Origin of the sequence: Oerskovia turbata, assembly GCF_000718325.1 — a bacterium.
Taxonomy (GTDB): domain Bacteria; phylum Actinomycetota; class Actinomycetes; order Actinomycetales; family Cellulomonadaceae; genus Oerskovia; species Oerskovia turbata.
In genome coordinates, this window is the sequence record NZ_JOFV01000004.1 from 21,596 (window position 1) to 34,787 (window position 13,192).

Below are 13,192 nucleotides of genomic sequence, written 5' to 3' on the forward strand. Positions count from 1 at the left end.
GTCAGCCACGCAGCTCGGCCCCGACCTTGTCGTGCGCCGCGGCGACCGCCGCAGCCCGCACGGCCGCGGAGTCCTCCGCGGTGAGCGTGCGGTCGGTACCGCGCAGACGCAGCGAGAACGCGAGGGACTTCTTGCCCTCGCCGACCTGGGGGCCGGTGTAGACGTCGAAGAGCGCGAGCTCCTCGAGCAGGTCGCCCGCCCCGTCCTCGATCGCGGCACGCACGGCCGAGGCCGGCACGGAGGCGTCGACGACGAGCGCCAGGTCCTCCTTCGCGAGCGGGAACGACGAGACGGGCTCCGCCTGGACGGGCTGCCCCGGTGCGGCGGCGATCAGCGCGTCGAGGTCGACCTCGAACGCGACGGTCCGTGCGGGCAGGCCGAGCGTCTCGAGCACCTTGGGGTGCAGCTCTCCCGCGTGCCCGACGACGGTCCCGTCCACCAGCTCGAGCCTCGCCGTCCGGCCCGGGTGCCACGGCGCGTGGTCGCGGTCGGCGACCACGACCACCTCGGCGCCGACGCGCTCGGCCACGAGCCGGGCGGCGGCCAGGGCGTCGGTCCAGTCGGCCGCGCGCCCCGCGCCCCACCAGCCCGAGGCCACGCGCTGACCGGTCAGGACGCCCGCGACCCGACGGGGCTGGGGCGGCACCGCGGCCTGCAAGGTTGCCAGGTCCTGCTCGCTCGGGCGGGCACCACCCGGGAGCTGCGGGGCTGCCGGAGCGCCTGCCACGGGGCGCGTCACGAGGCCGATCTCGAAGATCGCGAGGTCCGTGTTCCCGCGCCCCACGTTGCGCTTGAGCGTGCCGAGCAGCGTCGTCAGCAGGTTCGTGCGCATCTCGGGGTGGTCGTCCGCGAGCGGGTTGACGAGCCGTAGCGCGCGGCGACGGTCGTCGTCCGCGGGCAGGCGCAGGTCGTCGTGCGACTGCGGGTTCACGAACGGGTAGCTGAGCGTCTCGACGAACCCGGCCTCCGCGAGGGCCCGGGCGACCGAGCGTCGGAGCTGCTGCGCGGTCGTGAGCCCGCGACCCGCCGGGGCGGGCGGCAGGATCGACGGGATCTTGTCGTAGCCGACCAGCCGGGCGATCTCCTCGACGAGCTCTGCGGCACCGGTCAGGTCGGGGCGCCACGTGGGCGGGGTGACCTCGAGTGTCGTGCCGCCGTCGAGGTCGCGGACCGTGCAGCCGATCTCGACGAGCACGCCGCGGACCTGCTCCGAGGTGTAGGCGACGCCCACGAGGCGCTCGGCCTCGTGGATCGGGAAGACGATCGGTGCGACGGGGGCGACCGTGTTGAGGTCGCTCACGGCGTCGTCCGCCGTGCCGCCACCGAGCTCGACGAGCAGGTCGACCACGCGCTGGGCCGCGACGGGCGGCAGCGCCGGGTCGGCGCCGCGCTCGAAGCGCTTGGCCGCCTCGGACGGCAGCTTGTGACGGCGTGCCGAACGGGCCACGGTGATCGGGTCGAAGTGCGCTGCCTCGACCAGGACGTCGGTCGTGGTCTCGCTGACCTCGCTCGAGGCCCCGCCCATGACGCCCGCGATCCCGAGCACACGGGAGCCGCGCGCACCCTCGGGCGAGTCGGTGATGAGGAGGTCCTCGACGTCGAGGCGACGGTCGACGTCGTCGAGCGTCGTGAGCCGCTCCCCCGGCGTCGCGCGGCGCACGACGATCGGCCCGGCGACCTTGGCGAGGTCGTAGGCGTGCAGGGGCTGACCGAGGTCGAGCATGACGTAGTTCGTGATGTCGACCGCGAGCGAGATGGGTCGCATGCCCGCCTGGGTCAGGCGGCGCTGCATCCACGCCGGGGTCGGCGCCTGCGGGTCGATGCCGCGCACGATCCGCGTGACGAACCGGTCGCACCCGGTCACGCCGTGGATCGGGGCGCTGTCCTCGACCTCGACCGGGAACCCGTCGGGTGTCACACCGGGCAGGTCGCGCGTCGCCAGCCCGCGGTCGGTGAAGGCCGCACCTGTCGAGTGCGAGAACTCGCGGGCCACGCCGCGGTAGGAGAAGCAGTACCCGCGGTCAGGGGTGACGTTGATCTCGAGGACCTCGTCGCCCAGGCCCAGGAGCTCGAGCGCGTCCGTGCCGGGCGTCGTGTCGTAGCCCGTCTCCGGGGAGTACCCGTAGCGGTCGAGCACGATGATGCCGTCGTGGTCCTGCCCCAGACCCAGTTCCTTGGCCGAGCAGATCATGCCGTCCGAGACGTGGCCGTAGGTCTTGCGGCTCGCGATGGGGAACGGTCCGGGCAGCACGGCGCCGGGCAGCGCGACGACGACACGGTCGCCCGGGCCGAAGTTGTGCGCGCCGCAGATGATGCCGCGCGGGGTCCCGCCCTCGGCGACGGGGACGCCGTCGACGTTGTGCGTCCCGACGTCGACCTGGCACCAGTTGATGACCTTGCCGTTCTTCTGCTCCTCGGGCTCGACCGAGACGACCTGGCCCACGACGAGCGGACCGGTGACGGACGACCCGTGGATCGCCTCCTCCTCCAGACCCACCTTCACGAGCGCGGCGGCCAGCGTCTCGGCCGTCAGGCCTTCCGGCAGCTCGACGTGCTCGCCGAGCCAGTCGATGACGATGTTCGGCATCAGATCCCCATTCCGAACTGGGTCGAGAAGCGGACGTCGCCCTCCACCATGTCGTGCATGTCAGCAATTCCGTGGCGCAGCATGAGCGTGCGCTCGATGCCCATGCCGAACGCGAAGCCCGAGTAGACCTCGGGGTCGATCCCTGCGGAGCGCAGGACGTTCGGGTTGACCATGCCGCAGCCGCCCCACTCGATCCAGCCGGCCCCGCCCTTCTTCTGGGGGAACCACAGGTCCATCTCGGCGCTGGGCTCGGTGAAGGGGAAGAACGACGGGCGCAGGCGCGTGCGCGCCTCGGGGCCGAACATCGCCTTCGCGAAGTGGTCCAGGGTGCCGAGCAGGTGCGCCATGGTCAGGCCCTTGTCGACCGCGAGCCCCTCGACCTGGTGGAAGACGGGCGTGTGCGTCGCGTCGAGCTCGTCGGTGCGGAACACCTTGCCGGGGCACGCGATGTACACGGGCAGCTCGCGCTCGAGGAGCGTGCGGGCCTGCACGGGCGACGTGTGGGTGCGCAGCACGAGGTTCGAGGGCTCCCCGGGCTCGCCGTCGGGTCCCGCGGGCGCCTGGAGGAAGAACGTGTCCTGCATCTGTCGGGCCGGGTGGTCCGGACCGAAGTTGAGCGCGTCGAAGTTGAACCACTCGGCCTCGATCTCCGGGCCCTCCGCGATCTCCCAGCCCATGGCCGTGAAGAAGTCGGCGGCGCGCTCCTGGAGCGTCTCGAGCGGGTGACGGGCGCCAACGGGCGCGCGGTCGACGGGGAGCGTCACGTCGACCGACTCCTCGACCAGGACGCGCTCGTCGCGCTCGGCCTCGAGGACCTGGGTGCGCGCGGCGAGAGCCTGGTTGAGACGACCGCGGATCGGGCCGAGCAGCTTGCCCGCAGCAGCCTTGTCGGCGGGCGCGAGCTGGCCGATCTGGCGGTTCGCGAGCGCGAGGGCGCTGCGGTCGCCGGTGTGCTCGAGGCGCACCGACTTGAGCTCGTCGAGGTCGCGCGCGGCCGCGACGGCGGCGAGGGCCTCGGTGAGGACGGCCTCGAGCGCGGGGCCGTCGAGCGGCGAGGGCGCGGCGGGCTGGACCGGATCAGGGGTGGACATGCGTGCCTTCCTGGCGGGATCGGGATCGGACGCGCAGAGGTCACCTCGCGTGTCCAACTGAAGATTCTAGAGCGCCCGCCGGGGCACGACCGGTCGATCAGAGGCCACCGCGCGGCGTCCTGTGGTCGACGTGCGCAGCGTCAGCCGCGCGGCCCTCGAGCGGGCCACGTAAATCGGCGATCATCGCGCTGCATGTGCTCATGGTCCCACATCGCCGCATCGCGGGCGTGGAGACGCCCGGGCATCCCGCGCGGACCGACCGGGCGGCCCGGCGGGGCGAGCGGCCGCGTCAGCGGTGCTCGCCGAGACCGAACGTCTGCACGACCTCGTACAGCGGGCCGCCGCTGCGCCCCGCCCCCGGGGTCGACTCGACGAGGCAGAGCTCGTCGGCGGTGAACCGCGGCCCCTCGTAGACGGCCAGGGCGTGCGCGAGCTCAGCCAGTCCTGGGCCGCCGGGCTGTGGGTCGGTCCTGCGACGGCCGGTCCTGCGCGGGCCCGAGGCGCGCGCCACAGTCAGGTGGGCGCGCTGGCGGGGCCTGCGGTCGAGCCGCAGCCCGACGCTGGAGGCTGCCTCCGCGGTCGCGGCGCTCAGGCGTCGCAGTGCTTCCGCGTCGCCGCCCACGCCTGCGAACAGGATGCGGTCCTCGAAGGTCCCTGCACCGCGCAGGTGCAGCGACAGCGGTTCCGTGCCCCGTGCGACCTCGTCGAGCGCTCCGGCCAGGTCGTCCGCGGCCCCGCCGGCGACCTCGCCGAAGAAGGCGACCGTGAGGTGCATGAGGTCGCGAGGGGTCCAGCGCAGCGAGGGGCGTCCGTCGTCGAGCGCGACCGCACCGAGGGCGGAGAGTGCGAGCCCCAGGTGGTCGAGGGCCTCGTCCGAGGGGTACAGGGCGGCGAACAGTCGCGCCGACCGTCCTTTCACAGGGCCGCAGCCCCTCCGCCGGTCACGTCGGCGCGGCGCGGGCGGTGTGCCCGGCTCGACGCGTACAGGCAGACCGTGGCGGCTGTCGCGAGGTTGAGCGACTCGGCCTGGCCGCGGATCGGGACGCTCACGACCGCGTCGGCGAGCTCGCGGTCCTCGGGCGGCAGGCCCCACGCCTCGTTGCCGAAGATCCAGGCGGTCGGCCGGACGAGGTCGGGCGTCTCGACAGGCGCACTGCCGGCGACGTCGAGCAGGTCGTCGAGGTCGTGGTCCCCGGCGCCGTCGGCGGCCAGGACCGCGAGCCCGGCGGCTCGCAGCGCGTCGACCGTCTCCGCGAGGCTCACGCCCGTCACGACGGGGACGTGGAACAGCGAGCCCGCCGTGGAGCGCACGACCTTGGGGTTGTGCACGTCGACGCTCTCGCCCGCGAGGACGACCAGGTCGGCGCCGGCGGCGTCAGCGGCACGGATCACCGTGCCCGCGTTGCCGGGGTCGCGGACGGTCGCGAGGACCGCGACGAGCCGCGGCGAGGCGGAGACCGCGTCGTCGAGCGTGAGGTCCTGGGCCCGGACGACCGCGAGGATGCCCTGGGCGTCCGAGCTCATGGCCTCGAACGCGTCGGGTGTCGTGAGGTGCACGTGCAGACCCTCGGCGAGCGCGTCGTCGACGATCTCCGCGTAGCGGTCGGCGGCCGACGACGTCACGTACACGTCGCGGACGAGGCGCGCGCCGTGCCGGACGGCTTCACGCACCCCCTGCGGTCCCTCGACGAGGAACTGCTGGTGGCGCGAACGCGCCGGACGCCCGGACAGTGCCCGTACCGCCTTGACCCGGTCGCTCCGAGGGTTCGAGACCTCGGGAACACGACGGAAGAACGGTACGGGGCGACCTGAGGACAGATCGTTCACTGTGCGGGCGTCCGGTGGGAAGAGTCGCTGCTCGATGATCAGGCAGCAGCCTTCGGGGCGTTCACGTCGGCAGGCAGAGCGTCCTTCGCAGCCTGGACGAGCGCGTTGAAGACGGTGACGTCGTTGACCGCGAGGTCAGCGAGGACGCGACGGTCGACCTCGATGCCAGCGGCCTTGAGGCCCTGGATGAGGCGGTTGTACGTCAGGCCCTGCGCGCGGGACGCAGCGTTGATGCGCTGGATCCACAGGCGACGGAAGTCGCCCTTGCGCGCCTTGCGGTCGCGGTAGGAGTAGACGAGGGAGTGGGTGACCTGCTCCTTCGCCTTCCGGTAGAGACGCGAACGCTGGCCGCGGTAGCCCGCAGCGCGCTCGAGAGTTGTACGGCGCTTCTTCTGGGCGTTGACCGCCCGCTTCACGCGTGCCACGTGATGCTCCTTGCAGTTCGGGGCTCAGGTAGGGACTCAGCGGTGGTCAGCACCAGGGGCGCGACCACCAGGCAGATCACTTACCGAGCAGCTTCTTGATCTTCTTGACGTCAGCGGGGGCGACGACCTGGTCAGCAGACAGGCGACGCGTGCGGGTGCTCGACTTGTGCTCGAGCAGGTGGCGCTTGTTGGCCTGCTCGCGCATGACCTTGCCGCTGCCGGTGATGCGGAACCGCTTCTTGGCGCCGGAGTGCGTCTTGTTCTTCGGCATGGCTGCCGTTTCTCCTTTGTCTGGTCGAGATCCCGGGAGGGACCCGACGTGTTCGGGCCGTGGCCGGTGGGCCTGGCTCGGTGTCAGTTGGTCAGCTGGGCTTGCCGCCGGGCTTCGGCTTGGCCGCGCTCGGCTTGGGCGCTGCCGGCCGGGGGGCCGGAGGCTTGGGCAGTGCGGCCGGCTTGGGCACCGCGACGGGCTTGGGAGCCGTCGCGGGCTTGGGCGTGGCCGCAGGTGCTGCCGGGGCAGCGGCCTTGGGCGCGGCCTTCGGGGCAGAGGCGCGGGGCGCGGCCTTGGGGGCGGCTGCCTGGGGCGCTGCTGCCGGAGCAGCGGCGGGGGCCGGCGCGGGCTCGGGAGCGGCAGCAGCCTTGGCTGCGGCAGCGGCCTCGGCCGACGCGACGAGCTCGGCGGCCTCGGCGACCTGCACCTCGAAGGGCACGTCACCGCCGTCCGCGGGCTCCTCGGAGACCTCGACCGGAGCGGACTTGGCGGCCGACTTCGTCTGGCGGGGCTCGGCCTCCTGAGCACGCTTGCGCTGCTCGCTCTTGGCCTCGGCCTTCTTCTTGACCGGGCCGAGCACCATGACCATGTTGCGCCCGTCCTGCTTGGGCATGCTCTCGATGAAACCGAGCTCGGCGACGTCGTCGGCGAGGCGCTGCAGGAGACGGACGCCCATCTCCGGGCGCGACTGCTCACGGCCACGGAACATGATCATGACCTTGACCTTGTCGCCCGCAGCGAGGAAGCGCTCGACGTGGCCCTTCTTGGTGCCGTAGTCGTGCGGGTCGATCTTCAGACGGAAACGGATCTCCTTGAGGACCGTGTTCGCCTGGTTCCGGCGCGCCTCACGGGCCTTCATGTCCGACTCGTACTTGAACTTGCCGTAGTCCATGAGCTTGCACACCGGCGGGCGTGCGTCGGGGGCGACCTCCACCAGGTCGAGGTCAGCGTCCTGGGCAAGGCTCAGGGCGACCTCAATGCGGACGACGCCGACCTGCTCCCCACCTGGGCCGACAAGTCGGACCTCGGGGACACGGATCCGATCGTTGATGCGAGGCTCGCTGATGTGATGCTCCTAGGAAGTCGTCGGTAGACCACCAGGAACGGGAAAGGCCCCCGTCCCAGAGCGCAGGGAGGAGGCCATCGATCGGGTCGTCGCGGGTGCGACGAACACACCGTCGCGCCGCCGTGAAGAACGACGACGCTCCGGACCGAGACCCGGCCTCTGTCGTGACGATCGTCAGCAGTTGAAGCTCAGGTGGGATGGAATCCACTTTGCGCACCCGTAGTCCGCTCTCCGAAGCGCCTTGCGGAGCTTCGACGAGAACCTACGGGTCGGTCAGCCACCAAGAATAGCACGCGTGTCCGGGGGCCCCGTCCGGCACCCACGGTTCACCGACACGTCACTCACTGGACATCCTCCATCATTGGAACTCTTCCAGAGAGTGTGGGTAGAGTGAGGACGTGCCCACCGAGAAGACGGTCCGCCCCGCGGACCACGAGACCGAGCTCCGCGACAGCGGACTCCGGGTGACCGCCGCCCGTCTCGCGGTCCTCGACGTGGTCACCCGACAGCAGCACGCCGACGCGGACGACGTGCTGCGGGCGACGCGCGAGGTCCTCGGCTCGGTGTCCGTCCAGGCCGTCTACGACGTCCTGAACACCCTCACCGAGCACGGCCTCCTGCGCCGCATCGAACCCGCGGGCCACCCGGCCCGCTACGAGCGGCGGCTGGGCGACAACCACCATCACGTGGTGTGCCGCTCGTGCGGTGCCGTCGCGGACATCGACTGCGCGGTGGGGCACGCACCGTGCCTGACGCCCAGCGGGAACAACGGTTTCGCGATCGACACCGCCGAGGTCACGTACTGGGGCCTGTGCCCTGACTGCGCGGACTGACACCGGTCGGCACTTCGGCACTGCGCCCGGGCACGTCCCGGCCCGCCCCCTCACCGCTCCCCCCGGAGCACCCGTCCCTACCGCCCCCTACCCACAGACAGGCCTCAGGGCCCTCGACGCCCTCACCTGAAGGAGAAGACGATGACGAACACCCCCTTCACCACGACCCAGACGGGCACCCCCGTCCCGAGCGACGCCCATTCGCTGACCGCCGGCACGAACGGCGCGACGGCGCTCCACGACCGCTACCTGGTCGAGAAGCTCGCGCAGTTCAACCGCGAGCGCATCCCGGAGCGCATCGTGCACGCCAAGGGCGGTGGCGCGTTCGGCGAGTTCGTGGTCACGGAGGACGTCTCGGCGTACACCCGTGCGGCCGTGTTCCAGCCGGGTACGCGCACCGAGACGCTGCAGCGCTTCTCGAGCGTCGCGGGCGAGCAGGGCTCCCCCGACACCTGGCGCGACGTGCGCGGGTTCTCGGTGAAGTTCTACACGACCGAGGGGAACTACGACATCGTCGGCAACAACACCCCCGTCTTCTTCATCCGCGACGGCATCAAGTTCCCCGACTTCATCCACTCGCAGAAGCGTCTGCCGGGCTCGGGCCTGCGCGACGCCGACATGCAGTGGGACTTCTGGACGCTGTCCCCCGAGTCCGCGCACCAGGTCACCTACCTCATGGGCGACCGCGGCCTGCCGCGCTCGTGGCGTGAGATGCCGGGCTTCGGCTCGCACACCTACCAGTGGATCAACGCCGCGGGCGAGCGCTTCTGGGTCAAGTACCACTTCACGTCGAACCAGGGCAACGTCGAGATGGAGGGCTCGGAGGCCGAGCTCATCGCGGGCGCCGACGCCGACTACTACCGCCGCGACCTGTACGAGGCCATCGAGGCCGGCGACTTCCCGTCGTGGGACGTGCACGTCCAGGTCATGCCGTACGAGGACGCCAAGTCGTACCGCTTCAACCCGTTCGACCTGACGAAGGTCTGGCCGCACGCGGACTACCCGCTCATCAAGGTCGGGACGCACACTCTCAACCGCAACCCGCAGAACTTCTTCGCGGAGATCGAGCAGGCGGCGTTCTCGCCGGCGAACACGGTCCCGGGCATCGACATCAGCCCCGACAAGATGCTGATGGCCCGCGTCTTCTCCTACCCGGACGCGCAGCGGTACCGCGTGGGCACCAACTACCAGCAGATCCCGGTCAACGCGCCGCACGCCGCGCCGGTCCACAACTACTCGCAGGACGGCGCGCAGCGTCACGGGTTCAACGCGCCCTCGACGCCGGTCTACGCCCCCAACAGCCTGGGCGGCCCCGTGGCCGACGAGGCCCGTGCGGGCGTCGGGTCGTGGGAGTCGGACGGGGAGCTGACGCGGGCCGCGGCGACGCTGCACGCCGAGGACGACGACTTCGGTCAGGCCGGAACGCTCTACCGCGAGGTGTTCGACGACGCGGCCAGGGCGCGCTTCCTCGAGACCATCACGGGGGCGGTCGGCGGCGTGCAGAGCCTGGCGATCCGTGAGCGTGCGATCCAGTACTGGACCAACGTGGACGCGACCCTGGGGGCCGCTCTGCGCAGCGCCCTGGAGGCCGCGCCGCTCGCGGCCGAAGAGCCCGGCGTCACGTCGGAGCCCGCGCACTCCTGACGCCTGCGCTCCTGCCCGGCGCGCCGTCGTCGGGCTGGAGGGCGCGTCGACACCCGGAGGCCGGGTCCGCTCGCTGCGGGCCCGGCCTCCGTGCGCTCGGGACCGCCGCCGGGCGTCGCACCGGGCGGCGTCGGAACCTGGCCGCTTGGCACACTATTCATCCTTCATCGCGTGCCCGACGGCGGAGCGCACCGCCGCGTACCGTCGCACCCCGCGCCAGACCCGGCCGGGCGTCCGCACAGGTCCCGAGCGCGCGCTCCCTCTGGAAGGATGAGCACATGACTACCGAGAACGACCCCATCGCCCAGGACGCCACCCGGGACATCGCCGACGTCGCAGCCGTCGAGGTCATCACCTCCGCCGCCGTCCACCTCATGAGCGCCGCCGCCGTCAAGTGCGGCCTCGCCGAGGACGCCGTCGAGAAGGAGCACCTGGACCTCGACGAGGCACGCAAGCTCATCAACGCCCTCGCCGCGCTCGTGACGGCCTCGGCCCCCGACATCGGCAACCAGCACGCACGCTCGCTCCGCGACGGCCTGCGCTCGCTCCAGCTCGCGTTCCGCGAGGCCTCGGTCTACCCCGACGCCCTGGGCGAGGGCCCGGGCGAGAAGTACACGGGCGCGGTCAGTTGAGCACCCCGCCGGGCGGGCAGCCGACGCCTCCCCCGCCGTCCAGCGCGCACGGGGGCGACGGCGTCGTGCCCCCGCCCGGCGGAACCCCGGGCCCGCCGCCCGCTCCCCCGGCGATCGTGCCGGGCGTCACGACCTCGCTCCCGCACGGGCCTGCCCCGCAGACGCAGGCCTACCTGTCCGCCGCGGACCGGACGGGACCGGAGGCCGACCCCGCACGGACCCGGCCGGGGCGCGGGAAGACCGTCGCGATCGTCGTGCTCTCCGCGGCACTCGTCGTCGCGCTGGGGCTCGCGGCGTACCTCCTCGTCACGACCCTGAGCTGGCAGGACCGCAGCGCGCAGTGGGAGCAGGAGTCCCGTGACCTCGGCCGCCAGGTCGCCCAGCTCGACGCCGACCTCGACGGCGCGAACGCCGAGCTCGAGTCCGCGCGCTCCCAGCTGACGACGGCCCAGGAACGCATCACCGCGCTCGCGAACGAGAAGGCCCAGCTGGGCGACGAGAACGTGGCCTCGCAGCAGTACCTCGACTACCAGGCGCGCATCTCCGAGGCCGCCGGCACGGTCGCCGCGGCCCTCGGCCAGTGCACCACCGCCCAGGACGAGCTCATCGGCTACCTCAACAACCGCGACGCCTACAACCCCGACGACCTCGCACGCTTCGCGACCCAGGTCGACGACCTGTGCAACGCCGCGACCGCCGCCAACACCGAGCTCCAGCAGGAGCTCGAGCAGTGAGAAGCGCACGACGCCCCGGGCGCCGCTCGTCCGCCCGACCGGCGACCGGCGCCGTGACGGCGGCCGTCACCGTGTCCCTCGTCGCCGCCCTCGCCGCAGGGTGCGGGATCCTGCCGGAGCTGCCCGAGCCCATGCCGACCTCGGTCGTGCCCAGCGTGGCGCCCCAGGCCGATCCCGTCGGGTCGGAGAACCTGTCCCCCGACGGCTTCGACGCGGTCAAGCGCATGGCGGTCCGCATCCGCAACGTCGGGTGCTCGTCGCTCTCGACCGGTTCGGGCTTCGCGCTCGACGACCGCACGCTCATCACCAACAAGCACGTGGTCGAGGGGTCGAAGTCCCTCCAGGTCCTGACGTACGACGGCCGCGACATCCAGGTCGAGACGGCGAGCGCGGCCGGGCTCGCGGACCTCGCGATCGTGCGCACGAGCGACGACCTCCCCTCGGCCCCGACCCTCGCCGCCGCCGACCCGGCCCAGGGCGACACCGTGACGGTCGTCGGCTACCCCGAGGGCGGCCAGCTCACCGTGACGCAGGGCACGGTCGTGGGGACCGCCACCGACCCCCTGCACGAGAACCTGGGCCAGGTGCTCGTGACCGACGCCCAGGTCGAACCCGGCAGCTCGGGGTCGGCGGCGCTCAACGAGGCCGGCGAGGTGATCGGCGTGGTCTACGCGAAGTCGACCGACGCGTCGCTCCTCGTGCCCGTCTCGACGCTGCGCGCGATGCTCGACGACTCGTCAGCCTTCGCGACCCTGCCGCCCTGCTCGTAGGCTGCGAGGCATGAGCAGCGACAGCAGCAAGGACGCAGCAGGTCGACCCGACCCCACCTTCGTCACCCGCGCGGCGAGCGACGCCTTCTCGGTGCGCAAGGTCTTCGGCGACGCCTACGAGCGCGACGGGACCCTCGTGATCCCCGTGGCCAAGGTGTGGGGCGGCACCGGGACGGGCTACGGGTACGGCGTGGGTGCGCTCGACGGGTCCACGGGATCCTCGGCCGAGGATGCCGGGCAGGGCGAGGGCTCGGGCGAGGGAGCCGGGGGCGGCGGGGGCTACGGCGTGCACGTGCGCCCTGTCGGCGTCTACGCCGTGGGCCCCGACGGCACGCGCTGGCATCCCGCCCTCGACCTCAACCGGGTCGTCCTGGGTGGCCAGGTCGTGGCCGTGGTCCTGGCGCTCGTGGGCGGCTGGGTCCTGGGGCGCCGTCGCCGCTGAACCACCGCGCACGTCAGCGGCGCGGCGCGAGGCGGGCGACGTCGTCGGGCCTGCACGGGCACTGCGAGGCCCCCGCACGGCGCCCGACGACGTCGCGCCGGCCGGTCAGTCCGCGCGCCCGATGCGCAGCTCGAGCGAGTCGACCCGCTCCGAGACCAGGTCGCTTCCCGCGAGGGCCGCGTTGACCTGGGCCAGCACCACGTCCAGGCCGCGCCTGTCGAGCCCCGAGTCGATCGAGAGCACGACCGCGACCTCTGCGCTGCGCCCCGTCTCGGCGCGGACCGCCGCGACGTGCTCGATCCCCGAGACCGCGTCCGCGATCTCCGCCGCGACGTCGGCCGCGACCACACCGTCCGCGACCGCGGGCGCCCACTGCTTGCCCTGTGCGAGCGCCCACACCGCAGGGCGCGGGACCAGGACCGTGACCGGCCCCGACGGGTCGAGGACCAGCAGGGACCAGTCCTCGCTCACGGCCGACAGGGCCGCGCGCGGCGCGTCGACCGGGACCGGACGTGCGTCAGGACGCCACGCGGCCATGCTCGCGACGCTCGAGAACACCGGGAGCGCCCGCCGTCCGTCGGGAGCCTCGAGCGCCACGACGCCCGCCGAGGCCTCCTTGTCGACCTTCTGCCCGTGCTCGCCGACGCCCGACGTCTCGAGCTCGGCCAGGATGGGGATGAGCAGCCGCGTGCCACCGAGCCGGGCGACGACCTCGGTGAGGCTCGCCGTCCCCGCCGAGAAGTCCGCCAGGACGCTCGTGAGCGCCGGGTCGGCCGAGCCGTCGTCGTCCGAGAAGCCCGACGACGGGGGCAGCGCCTTGCCCGTCCCCTCGCCCGCCGGGCCCTTCGAGAACGGCGACGCGCCGTGCGC

General features: G+C 72.6%; 13 protein-coding genes and 1 pseudogene. 6 read left to right on the plus strand and 8 right to left on the minus strand.

Features of this window, described 5'->3' with window-relative positions:
- Window position 1 precedes the first annotated feature (1 nt).
- The 7 genes and pseudogenes from pheT to infC all read right to left on the minus strand — a co-directional run.
- Complete coding sequence (gene pheT, locus IE95_RS0104635; protein ID WP_030150467.1) at window positions 2-2,587, minus strand: phenylalanine--tRNA ligase subunit beta; 2,586 nt, start codon at window positions 2,585-2,587, stop codon at window positions 2-4.
- Window positions 2,587-3,678 carry a phenylalanine--tRNA ligase subunit alpha gene (pheS, locus tag IE95_RS0104640; protein ID WP_030150468.1) on the minus strand — a complete coding sequence of 364 codons (1,092 nt, stop codon included), beginning with the start codon at window positions 3,676-3,678 and terminating at the stop codon, window positions 2,587-2,589. Before pheS ends, pheT begins: the two co-directional genes overlap by 1 nt.
- Window positions 3,679-3,967: 289 nt before the next feature.
- The gene (gene thpR / locus IE95_RS0104645; protein ID WP_030150469.1) at window positions 3,968-4,597 is read right to left on the minus strand and encodes an RNA 2',3'-cyclic phosphodiesterase; all 630 of its coding nucleotides are present in this window, start codon (window positions 4,595-4,597) and stop codon (window positions 3,968-3,970) included.
- Entirely contained in the window at window positions 4,594-5,505 is a 912-nt protein-coding gene (locus tag IE95_RS0104650) for a TrmH family RNA methyltransferase (protein ID WP_240666235.1), read from the minus strand. Before IE95_RS0104650 ends, thpR begins: the two co-directional genes overlap by 4 nt.
- Window positions 5,506-5,543: 38 nt before the next feature.
- The gene (gene rplT / locus IE95_RS0104655; protein ID WP_030150471.1) at window positions 5,544-5,930 is read right to left on the minus strand and encodes a 50S ribosomal protein L20; all 387 of its coding nucleotides are present in this window, start codon (window positions 5,928-5,930) and stop codon (window positions 5,544-5,546) included.
- Window positions 5,931-6,006: 76 nt separating this feature from the next.
- Window positions 6,007-6,201, minus strand: a complete 195-nt coding sequence (gene rpmI / locus IE95_RS0104660; RefSeq protein WP_030150472.1) for a 50S ribosomal protein L35 — start codon at window positions 6,199-6,201, stop codon at window positions 6,007-6,009.
- A 525-nt stretch (window positions 6,202-6,726) separates the two neighbouring features.
- Window positions 6,727-7,267, minus strand: a pseudogene (gene infC, locus IE95_RS21335) (translation initiation factor IF-3); the annotation flags it as partial.
- Between the two features lie 398 nt (window positions 7,268-7,665).
- On the opposite strand from infC, the gene IE95_RS0104670 reads away from it, so the two are divergent.
- The 6 genes from IE95_RS0104670 to IE95_RS0104695 all read left to right on the plus strand — a co-directional run bounded on the left by IE95_RS0104670 (window position 7,666) and on the right by IE95_RS0104695 (window position 12,322).
- On the plus strand, window positions 7,666-8,100 hold the full coding sequence (locus IE95_RS0104670) for a Fur family transcriptional regulator (RefSeq protein WP_030150474.1): 435 nt from the start codon (window positions 7,666-7,668) through the stop codon (window positions 8,098-8,100).
- A 141-nt stretch (window positions 8,101-8,241) separates the two neighbouring features.
- Complete coding sequence (locus tag IE95_RS0104675; RefSeq protein ID WP_036571063.1) at window positions 8,242-9,744, plus strand: catalase; 1,503 nt, start codon at window positions 8,242-8,244, stop codon at window positions 9,742-9,744.
- Between the two features lie 278 nt (window positions 9,745-10,022).
- Window positions 10,023-10,376 carry a DUF1844 domain-containing protein gene (locus IE95_RS0104680; protein ID WP_030150476.1) on the plus strand — a complete coding sequence of 118 codons (354 nt, stop codon included), beginning with the start codon at window positions 10,023-10,025 and terminating at the stop codon, window positions 10,374-10,376.
- The gene (locus tag IE95_RS0104685) at window positions 10,373-11,110 is read left to right on the plus strand and encodes an efflux RND transporter periplasmic adaptor subunit (protein ID WP_240666234.1); all 738 of its coding nucleotides are present in this window, start codon (window positions 10,373-10,375) and stop codon (window positions 11,108-11,110) included. Before IE95_RS0104680 ends, IE95_RS0104685 begins: the two co-directional genes overlap by 4 nt.
- Window positions 11,107-11,880 (plus strand): S1C family serine protease, encoded by a 774-nt coding sequence (locus IE95_RS0104690; protein ID WP_030150478.1) that lies wholly within the window; start codon window positions 11,107-11,109, stop codon window positions 11,878-11,880. Before IE95_RS0104685 ends, IE95_RS0104690 begins: the two co-directional genes overlap by 4 nt.
- A 10-nt stretch (window positions 11,881-11,890) precedes the next feature.
- Window positions 11,891-12,322 (plus strand): spore germination protein GerW family protein, encoded by a 432-nt coding sequence (locus IE95_RS0104695; RefSeq protein WP_051702742.1) that lies wholly within the window; start codon window positions 11,891-11,893, stop codon window positions 12,320-12,322.
- A 105-nt stretch (window positions 12,323-12,427) separates the two neighbouring features.
- On the opposite strand, the gene IE95_RS0104700 is transcribed toward IE95_RS0104695, so the two are convergent.
- Window positions 12,428-13,135 carry an SseB family protein gene (locus tag IE95_RS0104700; RefSeq protein WP_036571118.1) on the minus strand — a complete coding sequence of 236 codons (708 nt, stop codon included), beginning with the start codon at window positions 13,133-13,135 and terminating at the stop codon, window positions 12,428-12,430.
- Window positions 13,136-13,192: the final 57 nt, after the last annotated feature.

Coding starts and splice junctions, on each gene's coding strand:
- pheT (WP_030150467.1), bottom strand. CDS start 2,587: ATGCCGAACATCGTCATCGACTGGCTCGGCGAGCACGTCGAGCTGCCG.
- pheS (WP_030150468.1), bottom strand. CDS start 3,678: ATGTCCACCCCTGATCCGGTCCAGCCCGCCGCGCCCTCGCCGCTCGAC.
- rpmI (WP_030150472.1), bottom strand. CDS start 6,201: ATGCCGAAGAACAAGACGCACTCCGGCGCCAAGAAGCGGTTCCGCATC.
- IE95_RS0104675 (WP_036571063.1), top strand. CDS start 8,242: ATGACGAACACCCCCTTCACCACGACCCAGACGGGCACCCCCGTCCCG.
- IE95_RS0104680 (WP_030150476.1), top strand. CDS start 10,023: ATGACTACCGAGAACGACCCCATCGCCCAGGACGCCACCCGGGACATC.
- IE95_RS0104695 (WP_051702742.1), top strand. CDS start 11,891: ATGAGCAGCGACAGCAGCAAGGACGCAGCAGGTCGACCCGACCCCACC.